This window comes from Mesorhizobium vachelliae (assembly GCF_033977325.1).
GTDB classification, from domain to species: Bacteria; Pseudomonadota; Alphaproteobacteria; order Rhizobiales; family Rhizobiaceae; genus Mesorhizobium; species Mesorhizobium vachelliae.
On record NZ_JAVIIR010000008.1, the window covers coordinates 181,927 to 201,187 of the forward strand.

Below are 19,261 nucleotides of genomic sequence, written 5' to 3' on the forward strand. Positions count from 1 at the left end.
ACCAGTCTGCCGGCAAATCGACACGCCAGTCCCGTCACGCTAAACAGGACGCCATGTTGACCATCCGCAGACGCGACGCAAGCGGCGAGGCCGCCAAGGACGCCGAGCACCGGCCGCGCGTTGCGGTAGGCGAGGAAGGCGGCGTGCTCGGCTGCGCCTTTTCAGGCGTGTGGACGACGCGCACTGTCGCGGCGGTCGATGCCGACATGCGCAAGATCGAGCAGAGAAGCGGCGCCAAACAGCTGATGCTCGACCTTTCCCACATCGAAAAGATGGACACGGCCGGCGCCTGGCTGATCGATCGGCTGGCCAGCGCCTTCGAGAAGAAAGGCGTGGAGGTCCATTTGCAGGGTCAGAGCGAGATCGCCTCTATCCTGCTCGGCGCCGTCGGCGACGCGGTGCGGCGCGAGCCCGAATCGGGACCGGCCGGTCCGCCCAACATCATCCTGCGTGCCTTGGAGCTGGTTGGCCGGCGTGTCTATGAGATGCGCGACGACTTCCTCGCCTCGATGAATATCCTCGGCGCCACGATCCGCGGCGCGCAGATGAAGCTCGGGCGCGGTCACGCGGTCAATCCAGCCGCGATCTTCAACCAGATCGATCGCATGGGCGTTGGCGCCATACCGGTGGTGGTGCTGATGTCGGCCATCGTCGGCGCCATCGTCGCCCAGCAGGGGGCCTATCAGCTCAGCTATTTCGGCGCCAACATCTTCGTCGTCGACCTGGTCGGCGTGCTCATCCTGCGCGAGCTCGGCGTGCTGATGACGGCGATCATGCTCGCGGGACGTTCGGGCAGCGCCATCACTGCCGAGATCGGCTCGATGAAGATGCGCGAGGAGGTCGACGCGCTGAAGGTGATCGGCCTCAATCCGATCGGCGTGCTGGTCTTTCCTCGGCTCGTCGCGCTGGTGATCGGGCTGCCTTGCCTCACCATCATCGCCAATTTTGCAGCCCTTGCCGGCGGTATCGTCGCCGCCTGGCTTTATTCCGACATTCCGCCGGCCGCGTTCATCGACAGGCTGCGCGTCGCCATCGACCTCAGCACCATCTTTGCCGGCTTGATCAAGGCGCCGTTCATGGCCCTGATCATCGGCATCATCGCATCGGTCGAAGGCATGAAGGTCGGCGGCAGCGCCGAATCGCTCGGCCTGCACGTCACCGCGTCGGTGGTGAAGTCGATCTTCATCGTCATCATCCTCGACGGGCTTTTCGCCATGTTCTACGCAGCGATCGGGTTCTGAGATGGCAAATGGCAACGGCGCCATGGCAGCGCAGGCCACGAACGACGACGAAATCGTGCTTTCGGTGCGTGACGTCACCGTCGCCATCGAACACAAGGTGATCCTCGACAAGCTTTCGCTCAACATCAAGCGCGGGGAAATCCTCGGCTTCGTCGGCGCTTCGGGCGCCGGCAAATCCGTGCTGTTGCGAACAATATTGGGGCTGATGCCGAAGCAATCGGGGACGATCAGCCTGTTCGGTGTCGACGTCGACAAGGCAAGCGACGCCGATCGGCTGCGCATCGACATGCGGCTCGGCGTCCTTTTCCAGCATGGCGCGCTGTTTTCGGCGCTGACGGTGCTGGAGAACGTGCAGGTGCCGATGCGCGAATATCTCGACTTGCCGAAGGCGCTGATGGACGAACTTGCCATGCTCAAGATCGAGCTGGTCGGATTGCCAGCCGACGCCGCACAGAAATTTCCCTCCGAGTTGTCCGGCGGCATGATCAAGCGCGCGGCGCTCGCCCGCGCGCTCGCGCTCGACCCCGACATCGTCTTTCTCGACGAGCCGACTTCCGGGCTCGATCCGATCAGTGCCGCCGAATTCGACGAACTGGTCGTCAAGCTGCGCGACACGATGGACCTGACCGTCTACATGGTCACGCACGATCTCGACACGCTGTTCACCGCTTGCGACCACGTCGCGGTGCTCGGCAAGAAGAGGGTGCTGGTGGAAGGCACGATCGACGACATGCTGAAGAGCGAGGAGCCGTGGGTGAAATCCTATTTCCGCGGAAAACGCGCCCGGCAACTTGATCTTGCGGCGCGCGCATAGCCATAAGTGGAGCGATGGAAACAAGAGCCAACTACGTAATTGTCGGCATCTTCACGCTGGGTGCGATCCTGGCGGCCTTCGCCTTCGTTTATTGGACCGCGGCGATCGGCGACAGAGGCGAAACGACAATGCTGCGCGTGCGCATTCCAGGTTCCGCTTCAGGCCTGGGCCGCGGCAGCTTCGTGCTGTTCAACGGTGTCAAGGTCGGTGACGTCAAACGGGTTTACATCGACGTCGACAATCCGACGGTGGCCATCGCCGACACCGAGATCGACCGCATGACGCCGATCACCAAGTCGACACAGGCCGATATCGGCCTGGCCGGGTTGACCGGCCAAGCCAATATCGAGCTCCGGGGCGCCGACCCCAAGGAAGCGAAGCTGCTCGACGAGGCGGAGAAAGAGGGCAGGATCCCCGAGATAACCGCCAATCCGTCGGCGGTCACCAATCTCCTGCAGACGGCGCAGAACATTTTCACGCGCGCCGACAAGGTGCTGAGCGAGCTCGAAGGCTTCACCAGGGACGTTCGCGGCCCGCTGACGCAGACGGTCAAGAATGTCGAGACCTTCTCGGACGCGCTGGCCAAGAATTCCGACGGCATCGACAAGTTCCTGACGGCGGTGAGCTCGCTTTCGGATCAGCTGAAGAATGTCTCGGGCCGGCTCGACAGCACGTTGAAGGCCGCCGAAGGCCTGCTCAATTCCGTCGACAAGGACCAGATCAAGAGCATCGTGGCCAATGTCGACACGGTGACGGCGAACCTGAAGGAGACCTCGAAGCAGTTCGATACGGTCATCGGCAACGTCAACACGGCGGTCGGCTCGATCAACGATTTCGCCAAGCAGACGCAGGGGACGCTGGCCAAGGTCAACGGCGTGCTCGACGGCATCGATCCGGCCGACGTCAAGGCTGCTTTGGCCAACATCCAGAAGGCCAGCGCCAACGCCGACAAGGCGGCCTCGGACATCGCCCAGGTCACCAACAAGATCGCCAACCGCTCCGACGACATCGACCAGACCATCAAGGACGCCCGGCAGCTTGCGCAACGGCTCAACGACGCCTCGGTGCGCGTGGACGGCATCCTGGCCAAGGTCGACAACCTCCTCGGCTCCGGTGAGGCCAACGGCGTGATGGCCGATGCCAGGGCGACGCTGAAATCCTTCAAGCAGGTGGCCGATACGCTGAACTCCCGCCTCGGCACCATCGTCGACAACCTATCGCGCTTCTCCGGCCAGGGCCTGCAGAATGTCCAGGCGCTGGTGCAGGACAGCCGGCGCTCGATCAACCGCATCGAGGAGGCGGTGACCGATCTCAGCCGCAACCCGCAGCGCATCCTGTCGGGCGGCGACGGCGAGGTCAGACAGTTCGATGGAAGGGCACGGCGTTGACTTCGGCCGCCGCGACCGCCAAAAAAATGAACCGCGAATGCGGGTTGATCGTAAGATCCGGGGACAACGGGGATCACGTGTGAAGTCGGTCAGGGTGGTAGCGGGGAGTTTCAGATCGTCCGCGGCAGCGTTGCTGGTGCTTGCGCTTGCCGGCTGCGCGGCCCTGGGTGGCAAGCCGGCGCCGCTCGACACGTTCGAATTGTCCGCGCCGTCGGTCGACGTGCGTGCCCACAGCCGCCGCCAGATCCTGATCGCACAGCCCTCGGCGCTCAAGGCGCTGGATAGCCAGAACATCGTCATCAGGCCATCCGACCGGTCGATCCAGTTCCTCAAGGGCGCGCAATGGGCCGACCGGCTGCCGCTGATCGTGCAGGCGAGGCTGGCCGAAACCTTCCAGCGCTCCGGCAGCTTTGCCGGCGTCGGCAAGCCGGGCGAGGGGCTGGCGATCGACTACCAGATCATCGTCGAGGTGCGGTCCTTCGAGGTGCGCGTCGATGGCGGCGAGCATGCCGATGTCAATCTGTTCGTGCGCATCCTCAACGACCGCAACGGCGAGGTGCGCGCCTCGAAGAGCTTCACCGCCAGCGCGCCGGTCTCCGGCAGCGGCAATGCCGCCTATGTCAGCGCGCTGGACAGCGCCTTCGGGCAGGCGGCCAAGGATATCGTCCGCTGGACGGATTCGACGATCTGATAGCGGTTGCCAGGCCGCTGGGAAACCAAAGCATGAGTGATTCCTTAGCCATTTTGCGCTAAGAGGATCGCCCATGAATCTTAGGGGGATCATAGCGGCGGATAAGTCCGCCGTAGACACGGGGGATTGGAAGCGAGGCGAGATACCTCGCCCCAAATGGCCGTCACGTCGAGCAAAAGCAAAGGCGTATAAATATGGCCAGCAATACCAGTGGCGCATTATCTCATTTGTGGCGGACGGCCACGATTGCCGCGTTTTGTTGCTCTTCAACGAATCAAAGCGAATATTCCGCGCCAGCCTTGGCGTGGTCAGAGGCGGCGAAACTCTCGTGATCTGCGATTACGAATACCACGCCAGTGAACCTGGTTGGCATTGCCATGCCCGTTGCGCGGACTTGACCCACCTTAATCCGGGCCACAATCGCTTTGGTGGAGTTCGTCTACCCAAGGCAAACGCGTATCATAGGCGAGTCGAATTCAGGCACTTAAGGCAGCCACTTTCTGCACAGACCGCCTTTAATTGCGCAATATCGATCTTCAGAATCGACAAGGCCGAGGGAATGGTATGAAAGCCGAACTCTGCCAAGCGTTTTGCAACGACATCACTGTAACGGAAGTGCCTGCTGGCCTTGCCGTATCCACGGCATTTTTGCGCGACGACGGCGACCGCGTTGCGTTCTACGTCACAAGGACAGAGGACGGCGCTTTCAAGCTTGAGGACGACGGCGCGACAATCCAACAGCTCGAGGCTGCCGGCGTCGATTTTGACACCGATACGCGCCGACGCGGCTTGGAACAGCTCTTGTCTTCGGTTCATGCTCACTTCGATCCTGATGACGGGACGATAAAGACCGCCTCGTTTCCTGAGACAGAGCTGCCTGCTAGGGCGTTGGCCTTCGTCGGCGTCATGATCCGAATGAACGACTTCCTTTTGCTCACGCAAGAGAAGGTCGCGTCGACCTTCAAGGAAGATGCGGCTGAACGCATAAAGTCAGCAATCGGTGACCGTGCCAAAGTCAGGGAGAATGAGAAGGTCAACTCGCGTTTGAGCGAAGTCACACCCGACATGGTCTTGGAGGCGGCTGGCCGCCCGCCGGTTGCGGTTTTTTTTGGGAACACTCCAACACGAGTAAATGACGCTATCTTTCTTCACTTCGCAGCCCTGCATGAGGTGAAGCAAGATCTATCCGTCGTCGCTCTTTTGGAAGACGATCACGCCGTATCCAACGATCTTCGCCGTAGGGCAAGCAACCGTCTCGCGACCGTTCCAGTTTACAAAGACGATGAGGACGCGGCCATTGCGCGGATTACGCGCGAAGCATTAGGCAAGGCGGCATGAGCGATACCAAGGCGAAAAGCTTTTCAACGAAACGCTGAAACGAATGTTGAAGACGCCCGCGCTTTCTCATGTATTTTAGGAAAATAATTCCTATTCTCAGTGGATAAAGACAAAAAGGCGGGCTGAAGCCCGCCTTTTTTATCAGACTTTTCGACCGCTCAGTGCAACCGGCCGCTAGCATGGGCCAGCATGGTGTAGACCTTGCCGGTGTCGGACGTCAGATAGGTCTGCGCCATGATGTTGTCGCGGTCGTTGCGCGAGACATCCTTGAGCAGCTTCTCGAAATCCTCGCAGTAGCGGTCGACCGCGGCGCGGAATTCCGCCTCGGCCTGATACTTGCGGCGGATCTCGTCGAAAGTCTGCTGGCCCTTGAGCGTATAGAGGCGGCGCGTGAACACGTCGCGCTCGCCGCGCCGGTAACGGTTCCAGAGCTCGATCGAGGCGTCATGGTCGATGGCGCGGGCGATGTCGACGGAGAGCGAGTTGAGCGACTCCATGACATGCAGCGGCGAACGCTGGGCAGGCGTCGCGCGCGGCGCCTCTACCGGCGCTGCCGGCCGCAGCTCTTCCTCGCGGGAGGCATTGGTGAGCAGGTCGCGCACCCAGCCGCCCTGCGGCGTCTTGCCGTTCTCGCGGCGCGGCGCTTCGGCGGGACGTTCGAGGTCGAGCGTGCCGCGCAACGTGGTCTCGGCAAGCGGCGCCTGCGGCGCGCGAGGCGTTGGTTGCGGCTGCGGCTGCGGTTGCGGAGCCGGGCGGCGCAGCGGCGGCTCGGCGGCGCGGGCCGGTGCCTGCGGAGCAGGGCGCAGACCGCGCGGCTCGCCCTGTTCGCTTGAACCGCTGCGGCCGGATTTCGCAACGATATCCGACAGTTCCTTGAGCGCGTTGATCTGCTCTGCGACGGCGCGACGGATGGCGGAGGTCGATTCCTTGGCCTCCTCCGGCATCTCGATGACACCCTTCTTCAGCTCGGCCCGGGTCAGATCGAGCTCGCTCTTGATGGAGCCCGCGGTGCGGCGCATCTCCTCGGTCGCGTCGGCGAAGCGGCGCGTCGCCGAATCGACGACCTCGGCGATGGCGGTGCGGATCTTTTCCGCCGACTCCATCGTGCGGCCTTCCGCGGTCTGCATCGTCTGGCCGACGAGATTCTCGAAGGAACGCATCACCTTCTCGAGGTCTTCCGACTTCTTGACCAAGCCGACGGCGAGGTCTTCCAGCGAGGACTGACGCTCCAGCGTGTGCTCGAGATTGCTCTGCGCCGAGCTGAGCAGGTTCGAGGCGCTGGAGAGCAGGCGGCTGTGCTCGTCGAACTTGGTCGCGATCGAGGCCACCTCGCGCAGCGTCGCCGAGGACAGGTCGGTGAGCCGCGTCGTGTTGGAATCGACCAGGCGCGCCGAGCTGGCGAAGGTCTGGGCGGCCTTCTCCGTGGTCGTGGCGAAGCTCTGCGTGCTGCCCGAGAGCCGCTCCTCGACCTGGCCGAGGTTGACGGCCGCCTGCTCGATGAGCTGGCCGAGCTGCGCGCTGGAGGTCGTCATGCGGCCGATGAGGTCGGCCACGCTGTCGGCAAGCGACGAGCGGGCGCCTTCGACGGCCGACAGCGTCTCGGCTGTGCGGCTGGCGAGAGCGTTGACGAGGTTCGTGTTCTCGCTGCGCAGCTTCTCGGCCGCCCGTTCGGTGACCTCTTCCATGCTGCGCTGCAGCTCGGAGCCGCCCTGGGCGAAGCGCTCGACCAGCGGCTTGGCCGTCTCGTCGAGGATTTTCGCCATCTCGGCCGAACGCGCCGCGAGCATGGTGTTGAGCTCGCGGGTGTTGGCGCCGATCGTGCGCGCGGCCTCGTTGGTGCTCTGGCCGATATGCTGGCCGACCGCCGTGAAGGTCTCGGCGATGACGTTGGCGCGCGAGATCAGCTGCGCCTCGGCGCTGGAGACCTGCTCGTTGAGCTTCTGGCCCATGGTCTCGGCGCTGTAGGCGAGGCGGTTCTCCACGCTCGCGACCTGGTCCTCGACGCGGGCGGCCGCGGCAGAGGCGCTTGCGGCAAGCCGCTCGTCGGCGCCGGCCAGCGCCTGCTCGATCTCGCGGGCATGGACGGCAAGCTCCTGGCCGGTCTGGCGGGCGCGGTCGGCGACACGCTGCTCGGTGGCGGCGAAGGCGCCGACGATGGTGTCGGCATGCTCGCCGATGGTCGAGCTGGTCGAAGCGATGCGCGACACCAGGCGGTTGTCGGCGTCGTCGAAGATGCGGCCGATTTCGCCGGCACGGGCGGAAAGCGCTTCCGAACCTTCGGCAATGCGCGCCATCAGCTGCTGGTCGGCGCCGTCGAAGATGCGGCCGAGATCGGCGGCGCGAGCGGCCAGCGCTTCGGCCGATTCGGAGATGCGCATCGAGAGCCGCTCGTCGGCGCCCTCGAAGTTGCGCAGGATGTCGCCGGCGCGTGCGGCCAGCGACTGCGCCGTCTCGACGGCGCGGGCAACCAGCTTCTGGTCGGCCGCGTCGAAGGTGTTGGCGATCTCGCCGGCGCGCGTCGTCAGCTTGTCGGCTGTTTCCTCGGCGCGGGCCATGAGCGCGTTGGACGCATCGTCGGCGCGCGCCATCAGCATGTTGGACGTGTCCTGGGCGCGTTCGTGCAGACGGCGGTCGGCCGCCTCGAAGGCCTGGGCAATGTCCTCGGCCCTGGCAAGCAGCGCGGCGGAAGTCTGCTCGGCCCGTTCGGCGATCTTGCGGTCGGCGTCGCTGAAGGCTGCACCGGCCTGCTCATGCAGGGTGCTGGTGACCTCCATGACCCTGTCGCGCAACGCGCCCGCCACGAAGACCGCGGTCTTCTCCAGCACGCCGCGGACATTGTCGACGCCGGTCGATAGCGCACGCTCCATGGTGCCGGCGCGCTCCTCGATGATACCGGTCTGCCGACTGAAGGCCTGCTCGATCTTCTCGACGTCGGCAGCAATCGCCGCCGAGATGTCGCTGCTCCTGGCGGCGATCTGGTCGATATGCCCGGAAACCGAACGATCGACGTCCTTGCGCGCATCGGCGAGCTTGGCGAGATCGTCCTCCAGAGCCTTGGCGAGCATGTCGCGGCCTTCGGACAGCTTGCCGACATGGCCGGCGATGACGTCGTCGATCCCGGATCGGCTTTCGGTCAGCTTCTGAAGGTCCGCTTCAAGGGCGCGCCTCAGGATATCGCGGCCCTCGGCGAGCTTTTCGACCTGGCCGGCCACCAGCCCGTCAATGCTGGCGCGGCTTTCGGCGAGCTTGGCGAGATCGGCTTCAAGGGCGCGGGTGAGCACGTCGCGGCCCTCGGCAAGCTTTTCGACCTGACCGGCGACGAGTCCGTCGATCCCGGCACGGCTTTCGGCCAGCTTGGCGAGGTCGGCTTCAAGAGCGCGCGTGAGGATGTCGCGGCCTTCGGCGAGCTTTTCCACCTGGCCGGAGACGAGACCATCGATCGAGGCGCGGCTCTCGGCCAGCTTGGCAAGGTCGGCTTCCAACGCGCGCTTGAGGATGTCGCGGCCCTCCGCAAGCTTCTCGACCTGGCCGGACACCAGGCCGTCGATGCCGGCGCGGCTCTCGGCGAGCTTGGCGAGATCGTCCTCGAGCGCCTTGGACAGTGTCGCGCGGTTTTGCGACAGCTGGTCGGCATGGGTCTGCATGAGGCCGCTGGCATTGGCCATGTCGGCATCGAGCGCGCGCGAAAGCTCGGCGCGGTGATCGGTGATCTTCTGCGAATGATCAACGATCGCGCCTTGGATGGTGTTGAGGTCGGCTTCCAGCGCACGCTTTAGGATGTCGCGGCCCTCGGCGAGCTTTTCGACCTGACCGGCGACCAGCCCGTCGATGCTGGAGCGGCTCTCCGCCAGCTTGGCGAGATCGTCCTCCAGCGACTTCGACAACACGGAACGGTCCTGAACGAGCCTGTTCTGATGGTCGGCGATGGCGCCGCTTACAGTCTGGAGGTCATCCTGCAGGGACTTCGACAAGGTCGAGCGATCCTGCGCGAGCCTGTTCTGGTGATCGGCGATGGCGCCGCTGACGGCCTGCAGGTCGGCTTCGAGCGCTTTCGACAGGTGGGCGCGGTCTTCCAGCACCCTGTCCGAATGTCCCGCAATGGCACCCTTGATGGTGTTGAGGTCGGCTTCCAGCGCGCGCTTGAGGATGTCGCGGCCCTCGGCAAGCTTCTCGACCTGGCCGGCGACCAGTCCGTCGATCGAGGCGCGGCTGTCGGCGAGCTTGGCGAGGTCGGCTTCCAGCGTCTGCGATAGCAGGCTGCGGTCCTCGGCGAGCTTGCCGGCGTGGCTGTCGATCAGGCCGCGAATGCCGCCCAGATCGCTTTCAAGCGCGCGGCTGAGTTCGCCACGGTCCTCGGCGAGCTTGGTCGAATGGGTCTCGATCAGGTTCCTGATGCCGACGATGTCGTTCTCGAGCGCCTTGGCAAGCACGGCGCGGCCCTCGGCGATCTTCTCGACCTGCCCGGCAACCAGGCCGTCGATCGAGGCGCGGCTGTCCTGCAGCTTGCCGAGATCGGCTTCCAGGGCGCGCGCCAGGATGTTGCGGCCCTCGGCCAGCTTCCCGACATGGCCGGCGACCATTTCGTCAATCATCGTACGGGCTTGGACGAGTCTGCCGGAGTCTTCGTTCAAGGCCTGGGACAGGCGGTTACGGCCTTCCTCGATCTGCTCCAGATGGCTGCCCAGCGAGGCGTCGATTGCGGCGCGGGATTCGTTGACCTTGCGCAGGTCCTCTTCCAGCGCGCGCGAGATCAGGCCACGGCCTTCGGCAAGCTTCTGCACCTGGTTGGTGACGGCGGCATCGATCGCGGCGCGGCCTTCGGCGAATTTCGCCAGGTCTTCCTGCATGGCGGTGGCCATGCGTTCGCGGCTGTCGGAAAGGGCCCGGCTGTGGTTCTCGACGGCTTCCTCGATGCCGGCACGGGCACTGGCCAGCCGCTGGATGTCGGAATCGAAGGAACGCGACACCACGTGGCGGGCCGCTTCCATGCGGCCGGCGAAGTCGGTGGCGCGGGCTTCGAGCATCGAGGAGGTCGACGAGATGATGTCGGCCATATCGGCGCCGATCTGGGTCTTGCCCTGATCGATCATCGCCGACAGCGTGTCCTTGCTCTCGGCGAAGGCGTGGGCGATTTCCTTCGCACGCTCCACCATCGTCTCGTTGATCTGACGGGCGCGGGCTTCGAGGGCGGCGTTGAGCTTCTGCGTGCCGGTGTCGAGCGCCTCGGCGCGAGTCTGGAACTCGCTGATCAGCGCCTGGCCGCGTTCGGCCAGCGTGCGCTCGATGCCGCTGAGGCTCGCTTCGAATTCCGAATTCAGCGTGCGCGCCGCGCCGCCGAGCAGCGAGACCATGCCATTGGTGCGGTCATCGAGCAGGTCGGTCAGCGAGCGGGTGAGGCCGTCCGTGGTGTCGGTCAGCTTGGCGATACGGGTGTCGAGGAGGCTGGCGAAAGCCTCGCCGGAGGTCGAAAGACGGTCGGTGATGCTGTCCAGGCGCGATTCGACGGAATCGAAGATCGACGTCGAGCTTTCATTGATGCGATCGATCAGCGTGTCGCCGGAATTGTTGATCGTCATCGACAGCTTGGTCGAGGCGTTGAGGATCGAGTCGCGGATGATATCGCTGGCCGAGCCGATCTCGTCGCGCAGCGTCTCGTGAGCGCTGGCAATGGAAGCGCGCACGCGCTCGGCGTGGGTGACGACCGCCTCGCGCTCGCTGCCCAGGCCGTCGACCAGCGAACGGATGCGGGCCTCGTTCTCGGAATAGGAGCGTTCGATCTGGCTGACTTCGCCGTGGACGAGCGTTTCGAGCTCGACGGCGCGGGCCAGGGTGCGCTCTATGCCTTCGCCCATGGCCGCCACCTCGCGGCGAACGGCCTGGCCGATCATCATGACGCGGTCCTGGGCGAGGTTTTCGGGCTCCGCCAGGCGGAAGGCGACCTCGGTCATGGATTGCGCGGCGATGCGCATTTCCTGCGCGCGCCGGATCATGGCGGCGAACGCCCAGAACAGGATGACCGGGACGATCGCGGCAACCGCCAGGCCGATCAGCTCGGGGCGGGCGAAGAACTGGTCGAAGGTGCGGATCTTCCAGATACCGGAACCGAACAAGAGGTTGGCCAGGCCGCCGGCGCCGGCGATCCAGGCCAGCGAGATAAAGGCGATCACCCAGTAGACGGTGCTTGAGGCACGCCGGTTGAGGCTGTGCAGCAGCGTCTTGTAATCCTTCTGGCGGTCGTCATTGGCGGGCGTGAAGCCGGCGGGAGGCGTAAAGCCTGCCGGCTGTCCGTTGCGCGGCTCGACCGGGCGCAGCTCGGCCGGCTTGGCCGCGGGCGCCTTGGGAGGCTGGGGGGCGGGCTGAGGGTTGTTTGCCGGCTCCGCTCTCTGGCTACGGCCCTCGCGCGCCAGCTCGTCGGCGGCCGCCGAGATCTGCGCTTCGAGGTCTTCCATCGACGCCGCCATATCGAGGCCGCCTTCGTCGCCGTTAAGGTCAAGGTCAAGCGCCTTTTCCAATTCCGCGGCTACGTCGCTGTCGAGAGACTTGGTCGTCGTTGGTTTCTTAGCCATGCCTTCGCTACCCTGTACTAGCTGCCGCGGGACTTATGATTTTGGCCTGATTCTGGCCCGATTCTGGCTTGTCTATCCCGAGCAGGAGGCTGAAAAGTGGACCTTCGTATCGTAATGACACACAGGGGTAAAGAAAACATGCATTCCGGGCGATACGTAAAACTTTAAATATAAGGTTAACGGAAGCGTGATCCGGCTGCCTCCGTGACAACATTTTTCCCCTGCAACCGTTAACCCGTTGGCGACCGGAGTCGCCTATTTTTATGGGCCCGTCTGCCCGCTTGATGGAGTTGCAGTGCGTATGCGTGGCGAAACTGGTATTGCGTTTTCCATGCCGGGGGGTGATGCCTCCGGAACGGCCGGAGCCCGACCTGTGGATCTCGGTCATCTGGCACGTCAGACAATGGGCGACCGCGACCTCGAACGGGAGGTGTTGGCGCTGTTCGTGCATCAGTCGCTCACCGTCCGCGATCAGCTCGCCGATGCGGACGCAAGGCAGAGAGTGCTTCTGGCGCATGGCCTGAAGGGCTCGGCGCGCGGCATCGGCGCCTTTGCGGTCGCCGAATGCGCGGCGATCATCGAAAAGCAGCCGGAAGATGTGCGGGCGCTCAAGCGGCTCGGCGCGCTGATCGAGGAAGTGCGCGATTTCATCGCCGGCATCAGCCGCTAGCATTAACTTTTTGAAAAACGTCATTTCGTGGCGCTTTCGCGCCGCAGTTGACTTGTCCGGCGGAGTGATTATCTCGGCTGCGACTCCTCAGGTGACTTAATGACCAAGCTGACTTACATCGCCCATGACGGGACCCGATTTGACGTGGACGCCGAAAACGGCTCGACGGTGATGGAAAATGCGATCCGCAACGCGGTGCCCGGCATCGAGGCCGAATGCGGCGGCGCCTGCGCTTGCGCGACCTGCCATGTCTATGTCGACGAGGCATGGACGGCCGAGGTCGGCGAGCCGGAGGCGATGGAAGAGGACATGCTGGACTTCGCTTATGACGTCCGGCCGAATTCGCGCCTGTCCTGCCAGATCAAGGTGCGCGATGCGCTGGACGGGCTGGTGGTGCGCGTGCCCGAACGCCAGGGCTAAAAAGCCGACTTCCAATATTCTTTCGCGCTGGCTCCTTGGCAGCGGGCGATAGCTCATGCAGTCTCGCACCGTTTGCCAACGGGGCGCCGCGCATGACCGATACCATCAAGACAGACGTTCTCATTGTCGGGGCAGGGCCGGTTGGCCTGTTCGCCGTGTTCGAGCTCGGCCTCCTCGACATGAAATGCCACCTCATCGACATTCTCGACCGCCCCGGCGGGCAATGCGCGGAACTCTATCCGGAAAAGCCGATCTACGACATTCCGGGCTGGCCCACGATCTCGGCCCAGGGTCTTGTCGACAAGCTGATGGAGCAGATCCATCCGTTCAAGCCGGAGTTCACCTTCAACCGCATGGTCTCGAGCCTGGAAAAGCTGGAGGACGGCAGCTTCCGGGTCGCCACGGACGAAGGCGAAGTGTTCGAGGCCAAGGTGGTGGTGATCGCCGCCGGCGGCGGCTCGTTCCAGCCCAAGCGTCCGCCCATTCCCGGCATCGAGGCGTATGAAGGCAAGAGCGTCTTCTATTCCGTCCGGCGCATGGAGGAATTTCGCGGGCACGACCTCGTCATCGTCGGCGGCGGCGATTCGGCGCTCGACTGGACGCTCAACCTGCAGTCGATCGCCAAAAGTGTGACGCTGGTCCATCGCCGCCCGGAATTCCGGGCGGCGCCCGACAGCGTCAACAAGATGTATGCCATGCAGGAGCTGAAGCAGCTGCAATTCCTCGTCGGCCAGGTCAGCGGCCTCGCCGGGGCCGGCGGCCAGCTTGCATCGGCGACCATCAAGGGCGGGCCGGATGGCGACGTCGAGGTGCCGTGCACCCGCATGCTGCCGTTCTTCGGCCTCACCATGAAGCTCGGGCCGATCGCCGAATGGGGCCTCAACCTGCATGAGAACCTCATCCCGGTGGACACCGAGAAGTTCCAGACGTCGATCCCAGGCATCTTTGCGGTGGGTGACATCAACTGGTATCCCGGCAAGCTCAAGCTGATCCTGTCAGGCTTCCATGAGGTCGCGCTGATGGCGCAGGCCGCCAAGCGCATCGTCAGCCCCGGCGAGCGCATCGTCTTCCAGTACACGACCTCGTCGACCAGTCTGCAGAAGAAGCTCGGCGTCCACGACTGAAGAAAGTTATTCCGCGAGCACGGGGGCCGCGTGCTCTTCGTGGCCGCGCAGTTCCTTTTCGGGCATCAGGGCCAGCGTGATCAGCGTCAGCACAAGCGTGATGCCGGCGGTGAGGAAGATCATCACGAACGGCGTCGCCGATGTCAGCTGGATGCGCGTCTGCGATCCTTCGGCGGCCAAGGGCAGGCCATAGCCTAGCGCAACGGCGCCGAGCATGGCGACGCCCAGCGCCCCGCCAAGCGTGCGCAGGAAGGTCAGCACGCCCGTCGCGACGCCGAGATGGGCGCGGTCGACCGCGTTCTGGACCGAGACTGTGGCGACCGGAAAGGTCGTGCCGCTGCCCAGGCCGATCAGCGTGGTCAGGATTTCGACTTCGAGCAGCGAGGCGTGTCCCGCAATGGCACTGAGCAGGCCTATGCAGACGATCGCCAGGCTGATGCCGATCATGGCGATGCGCTTGTAGTGGACAAAGCGCGTGATCATGCGGCCACTGAAGGCGGCGCCGGCAACCGTGCCGAGCAGGAGGCCGAGCATCGCCGTGCCGGATTCGCTCACCGAAAGCCCGACGATCGATTGCAGATAGACCGGCAGGTAGACCGATGCGCCGATGTTGGCGGCCTGCAGCAGGAACATCGACAGTGTGCCGGCGAGCACGATGGGGTTGCCCAGCACTTCGAGCGAGACCAAAGGCTCGGCCGCCCTCAGCAGCCTCAGCGCGAAGAAGAACCAGAACACGGCCGAGCAGGCCACCAGCCCGAGGATCTCCGGTGAGAACCACGGATAGGCGCTGCCGCCCCAGCTGAGCGCCAGAAGCAGCAGCGCGGTGGCGATGACCAGCAGCACCGCCCCCAACCCGTCGATGCGGTGATGCTTGGCTGCGATCGGCAGCTTCTTCAGCGGATTGTTGACGATGGCCATGGCCAGGAAGCCGATCGGCAGGTTGATCCAGAAGATCAACGACCAGTGCAGGTGTTCGGCAAAGACGCCGCCGAGCAGCGGACCGGCAATGCTGGCCACCGCCCAGGTGCCGGAGATCCAGGCCGCGTAGCGGGCGCGCTCGCGCGGCGGCACGAGATCGCCGATCACCGTCTGGGCCAGCGCGAAGAGACCGCCGCCGCCGGCGCCCTGGATGGCGCGGCCGACGACCAGCACCAGCATGTTGGGAGCGAGCGCGCTGACCAGCGATCCGAGCAGAAAGATAAGGATGCCGGTGTGGATGACCGGCCGGCGTCCATAGACATCGGAAATCTTCCCGTAGAGCGGCGCCACCGCCGTCGCGGTCAAAAGATAGCCGGTGACAATCCATGGCAGATATTCGGCATGGCCGAGAGCGCGCGCGATCGTCGGCAGGGCGGGGGCAACGATGGTCTGGTCAAGCGCCGCCAGCAGCATCGACAACAGCACGCCGCCGATGATGGTATTCTTCTCGCTCTCGCTTATCACCGGCGCGGCTTTCGGCGCCATCGCCTGTTTCTCGACGGTCTGGTCCATGCGTCATTCTTTCAAAGGCTGATGCTTGGCGCGCCAAGACGGCCCCGGCCGATCGCGCCTGTCATTTCTCATCGTGGATTGCGGCTCGAATGTTTCGAACCAGCTATATGTCGTGCGATATAGGTCGATTTCGACCGCCCTTCGAAAGTTTTCCCGGTCTGGCACCATGCTTGGGCGAAATTGGCCTCGGGCCCTTCCGGGTCAAGGCGGTGGCAACTGGCCGGCTTCGACGCGCTGCATCCGGTAGCGCATCAGGCGAAGGATACGGCTTTCGAAATTGACGCTCTCGACGCGGTCGAAGCGCACCTGATCCTGATCATGCCTGGCGAGCTCTGCGGCCTGGATCGCTGCTGCCTTGGCCTTTGCCTCTTCGCATGTCTTTTGCGGAGGGACGGCTTTCAGCGCGTCCTCGAGCAGGCGCGCATGGTTCTTGGCGATCTCGACATGGCGCTCCTCATGCCGCTTGATGTCGGCCGAGAGCGTGTCCCAGAACAGCCTGACATCGGGATCGGCTTTGCGCGGACGCCGCCATTCGGGGAGGATCACCTTGACCTTCACGGTGACGGCCGCGTCGGCGATGCGGCAGGCCCCGGCGCTCTGCGCGTAGCTGATGCGGGTCGTGAAGGCCATCTGCGTGGCGCCCGGGTGCCGCGAGCCGGTGCTCTTCACCTCGGGACCGTTTCTCGAGAGCTGGTTCTGGATGTCGTCGAGCGTGCGGCCGCCGACGCTGAAATAGCTGTAGGTCTTCACCAGATTGGCCGCGCCCGCCGGCATGGCGGTGAGCGAGAGCATCAAGGCGCAGAGCAGGGATCGGTTCATCATATTGCCTCTTCACGCACCTTGCTTTAGGGCCGTCGCCAGCGCAACGAAATTGATTTCGCGCGGATCACGCATGGTTGATGGACAATGACGACAAGGCGATGGCAGCTGGCGCATGGGCGCTATCTCGACCTCGGTCCGAAGGCGGTCGTCGTCGGCATCCTCAATGTGACGCCCGACAGCTTTTCCGACGGCGGCCTGTTCATCGCGCCTGAAAAGGCGCTGGAGCAGGCGCGCCGCATGGTGAAGGAGGGCGCGGCCGTCATCGATGTCGGCGGGGAATCGACCCGGCCGGGTTTTGCCCCGATCTCGGCCGAGGAAGAGCAGGCGCGCGTGCTGCCCGTGATCGCGGCGCTCGCCGCTTCGGGCGAAGCGCTGATCTCGGTCGACACCTATCGCGAGGAGACGGCGCGGCTTGGGGTCGCCGCCGGCGCGCATATCGTGAACGACGTCTGGGGGCTGCAGCGCGAACCCGGTATCGCGCGCGTCGCCGCGGAGACCGGCGCCGGGCTCGTCATCATGCATACCGGGCGCGAACGGCAGAAGCTGCCCGACGTGATCGAGGACCAGTTCCTGTTCCTGCGCAAATCGCTGGAGATAGCGCGTGCCGGCAAGGTCGCCGACAGCCAGATCGTGCTCGATGCCGGCTTCGGCTTCGCCAAGGAAACGGCGGAGGAAAACCTCGACCTGATGGCGCGGTTTTCCGAGCTTCAGGCGCTCGGCTATCCGCTGATGGCGGGGACCTCGCGCAAGCGCTTCATCGGCAACGCCACCGGGCGCGAGCCCGCCGAACGGGCCGCCGGCACGGCGGCCACCAGCGTCATCCTGCGCTTGAAAGGAGCCGACCTGTTTCGCGTCCACGATGTCGCAATCAACGTGGATGCGCTGGCGGTGACCGATGCTATGCTTCAACGCGAAACCGAGCTTCCTCCCGGACACTGATCATGTACGTCATCCGTATGAAGAACTGCGCCTTCTTCGCCCGCCACGGCGTGCTGGACGAGGAGGAGACGCTTGGCCAGCGTTTCTATGTCGACGCCGAGCTGACCGTCGAGCCCAGCCGCCCGCTGACGGAGGATTCCATCGAGGATACCGTCAATTACGGCGTCGCCTTCTCGGTCATCGAGGAGATCGTGACCGGACATCGCCGCTTCCTCATCGAGGCGCTGGCACTGGAGGTAGCGAAAGCGCTGGCTGCCAGGTTTTCTCAGATCAGGAAAGCCGCGATCACCGTGCGCAAACCGAACGCCCCGGTGCCGGGCGTGCTCGATCATGTCGAGGTGACCGTTGTCTGGCCGGAATAGCGCCGTCTACCTCAGCCTCGGCGGCAATCTGGGCGACCCGGCTAGGTCCATGGGCGCGGCATTGCGCATGCTGGACGGCGACGACGCGACGCGCGTCACCGCCGTCTCCTCGCTCTACCGCACGCCGCCCTGGGGCAAGCTCGACCAGCCCGATTTCCTCAACGCCGCCGCGGCGATCGAGACGGCGCTCTCGCCTCGCGCGCTGCTCGAGCTTTGCCTCGATGTCGAGAGGCGGTTGAAGCGCGTGCGCGAGGAGCGCTGGGGGCCGCGCCTGATCGACATAGACATATTGGTCTTCGGCGACCGGGTGATCCACGAGACCGGGCTCGAAGTGCCGCATCCGCGCATGCTGGAGCGCGCCTTCGTGCTGGCGCCCCTGGCCGAGATCGCGCCCGCGCTTTCGGTCGGCGGCAGGAGCGTGTCGGAACGGCTCAAAGCCGTCGATATTTCCGGCATCGAGAGGCTGCCCTCGGGCCACGAATGGTGGTTGGCTTAACGTCGTCTAATTCTCGACAACGAAAGTGCCGTCGGCGTCCTGGTAGACGAACAATTCGACAGCGTCGTACTTTTGGCGGTCAATCGATATCGCGAGGAAATCATGCTCGCTCAAATGCAAGATGACCTCTTGCTTAGTCGATGTAACGCGCTCGATTCTTGCCGCTGTATCGCTCATGCGCAGCGATACCTCCGAATGGACAGCGAGCCCGGTGCCGTCGGTGAAAAGAACGCTGATCCCAAACCCCGGTTCGTTCCTTTCGACAGATCGGATTGACTTGCCAATCATTCGCGCTTCGAAGCTTTTCACAACATGCTTCCCAATCTGTGGTTAGCCGGCATCAACCGGAAAAACCGCCGCCGTCCAAGAACGCCTGTTCCTCGGCGGTCGTCGCGCGGCCAAGCATGCGGTTACGATGCGGGAAGCGTCCGAAGCGCCGGATGATCTCCAGATGCTCCTCGGCGTATTTCAGATACTCGGGCGCTCTGGCGGCCGTCACCTCGACTGACCGTTGCTGGTCCGCCAGCAATTCGGAATGCTCGAAGGGCAAATAGAGAAAGACGCGAACCAGCTCGTCCAGTTCCAGGTCCTGGCCCGCGGCGATTGCCCTGTCGGCGAAGTGTCTGGCGAGCGGATCGGTGGCGTACATGTGGCCGCTGCCGCGGAAGCAGTTGCGCGGGAATTGGTCGAGCAGGATCATCAGCGCCAGCGAGCCTTCGGCATGCGCGTTCCAGTCGTCGCATTCGCGCCGCGCGGCTGCGTAATGCAAGTCCAGAAAGCGGTTGCGGAAATCCGCGTCGAAGGCGTCGTTCTTCTCGAACCAGGCATCTTCGCCGGCAGCGCGCCAGAATTTGGTGACCGAAAGCGCTCGCGGATCGAGCTCTGCCATGCCTTGCCCC

General features: G+C 64.2%; 16 protein-coding genes. 11 read left to right on the forward strand and 5 right to left on the reverse strand.

The window, feature by feature from the left end:
• Positions 1 to 53 precede the first annotated feature (53 nt).
• The 5 genes from RFM41_RS18590 to RFM41_RS18610 all read left to right on the forward strand — a co-directional run bounded on the left by RFM41_RS18590 (position 54) and on the right by RFM41_RS18610 (position 5,472).
• Positions 54 to 1,241 carry an ABC transporter permease gene (locus RFM41_RS18590; RefSeq protein WP_320244985.1) on the forward strand — a complete coding sequence of 396 codons (1,188 nt, stop codon included), beginning with the start codon at positions 54 to 56 and terminating at the stop codon, positions 1,239 to 1,241.
• A gap of 1 nt (position 1,242) precedes the next feature.
• Complete coding sequence (locus RFM41_RS18595; protein ID WP_320319286.1) at positions 1,243 to 2,055, forward strand: ABC transporter ATP-binding protein; 813 nt, start codon at positions 1,243 to 1,245, stop codon at positions 2,053 to 2,055.
• A gap of 14 nt (positions 2,056 to 2,069) precedes the next feature.
• On the forward strand, positions 2,070 to 3,443 hold the full coding sequence (locus RFM41_RS18600) for an MlaD family protein (RefSeq protein ID WP_320244987.1): 1,374 nt from the start codon (positions 2,070 to 2,072) through the stop codon (positions 3,441 to 3,443).
• Between the two features lie 37 nt (positions 3,444 to 3,480).
• Entirely contained in the window at positions 3,481 to 4,134 is a 654-nt protein-coding gene (locus RFM41_RS18605) for an ABC-type transport auxiliary lipoprotein family protein (protein ID WP_430691476.1), read from the forward strand.
• Between the two features lie 564 nt (positions 4,135 to 4,698).
• On the forward strand, positions 4,699 to 5,472 hold the full coding sequence (locus tag RFM41_RS18610; RefSeq protein ID WP_320244989.1) for a DUF1828 domain-containing protein: 774 nt from the start codon (positions 4,699 to 4,701) through the stop codon (positions 5,470 to 5,472).
• Positions 5,473 to 5,630: 158 nt separating this feature from the next.
• On the opposite strand, the gene RFM41_RS18615 is transcribed toward RFM41_RS18610, so the two are convergent.
• On the reverse strand, positions 5,631 to 12,038 hold the full coding sequence (locus RFM41_RS18615; protein WP_320244990.1) for a coiled-coil domain-containing protein: 6,408 nt from the start codon (positions 12,036 to 12,038) through the stop codon (positions 5,631 to 5,633).
• A gap of 301 nt (positions 12,039 to 12,339) precedes the next feature.
• Here RFM41_RS18615 and RFM41_RS18620 point away from each other — a divergent pair, with 301 nt between their 5' ends.
• From RFM41_RS18620 to RFM41_RS18630, 3 genes are all read left to right on the forward strand, one after another.
• The gene (locus RFM41_RS18620; protein ID WP_320244991.1) at positions 12,340 to 12,708 is read left to right on the forward strand and encodes an Hpt domain-containing protein; all 369 of its coding nucleotides are present in this window, start codon (positions 12,340 to 12,342) and stop codon (positions 12,706 to 12,708) included.
• Between the two features lie 99 nt (positions 12,709 to 12,807).
• Entirely contained in the window at positions 12,808 to 13,128 is a 321-nt protein-coding gene (locus tag RFM41_RS18625; protein ID WP_041000712.1) for a 2Fe-2S iron-sulfur cluster-binding protein, read from the forward strand.
• A 92-nt stretch (positions 13,129 to 13,220) separates the two neighbouring features.
• The gene (locus RFM41_RS18630) at positions 13,221 to 14,252 is read left to right on the forward strand and encodes an NAD(P)/FAD-dependent oxidoreductase (RefSeq protein ID WP_320244992.1); all 1,032 of its coding nucleotides are present in this window, start codon (positions 13,221 to 13,223) and stop codon (positions 14,250 to 14,252) included.
• A gap of 6 nt (positions 14,253 to 14,258) precedes the next feature.
• Here the strand turns inward: RFM41_RS18630 and RFM41_RS18635 are convergent, their stop codons facing one another.
• A complete protein-coding gene (locus RFM41_RS18635) occupies positions 14,259 to 15,743 on the reverse strand; it encodes an MDR family MFS transporter (protein WP_320244993.1) in 1,485 nt (494 codons plus the stop codon).
• Between the two features lie 201 nt (positions 15,744 to 15,944).
• Positions 15,945 to 16,565: a DUF922 domain-containing Zn-dependent protease gene (locus RFM41_RS18640; protein ID WP_320244994.1), complete on the reverse strand. Its 621-nt coding sequence runs from the start codon at positions 16,563 to 16,565 to the stop codon at positions 15,945 to 15,947.
• 84 nt (positions 16,566 to 16,649) lie between these two features.
• Between RFM41_RS18640 and folP the strand changes: the two genes are divergently transcribed.
• From folP to folK, 3 genes are read left to right on the forward strand one after another with little or no spacing between them, the layout of a single operon-like run.
• A complete protein-coding gene (gene folP / locus RFM41_RS18645) occupies positions 16,650 to 17,504 on the forward strand; it encodes a dihydropteroate synthase (protein ID WP_320244995.1) in 855 nt (284 codons plus the stop codon).
• Between the two features lie 2 nt (positions 17,505 to 17,506).
• Positions 17,507 to 17,866, forward strand: coding sequence for a dihydroneopterin aldolase (gene folB / locus RFM41_RS18650; RefSeq protein ID WP_320244996.1), 360 nt, complete (start codon positions 17,507 to 17,509; stop codon positions 17,864 to 17,866).
• Complete coding sequence (folK, locus tag RFM41_RS18655; protein WP_320244997.1) at positions 17,850 to 18,362, forward strand: 2-amino-4-hydroxy-6-hydroxymethyldihydropteridine diphosphokinase; 513 nt, start codon at positions 17,850 to 17,852, stop codon at positions 18,360 to 18,362. Before folB ends, folK begins: the two co-directional genes overlap by 17 nt.
• A gap of 6 nt (positions 18,363 to 18,368) precedes the next feature.
• Here folK and RFM41_RS18660 read toward each other — a convergent pair whose 3' ends face one another.
• On the reverse strand, positions 18,369 to 18,671 hold the full coding sequence (locus RFM41_RS18660; RefSeq protein ID WP_320244998.1) for a hypothetical protein: 303 nt from the start codon (positions 18,669 to 18,671) through the stop codon (positions 18,369 to 18,371).
• A 31-nt stretch (positions 18,672 to 18,702) separates the two neighbouring features.
• Positions 18,703 to 19,251: a DUF924 family protein gene (locus RFM41_RS18665; protein WP_320244999.1), complete on the reverse strand. Its 549-nt coding sequence runs from the start codon at positions 19,249 to 19,251 to the stop codon at positions 18,703 to 18,705.
• Between the last annotated feature and the right edge of the window lie 10 nt (positions 19,252 to 19,261).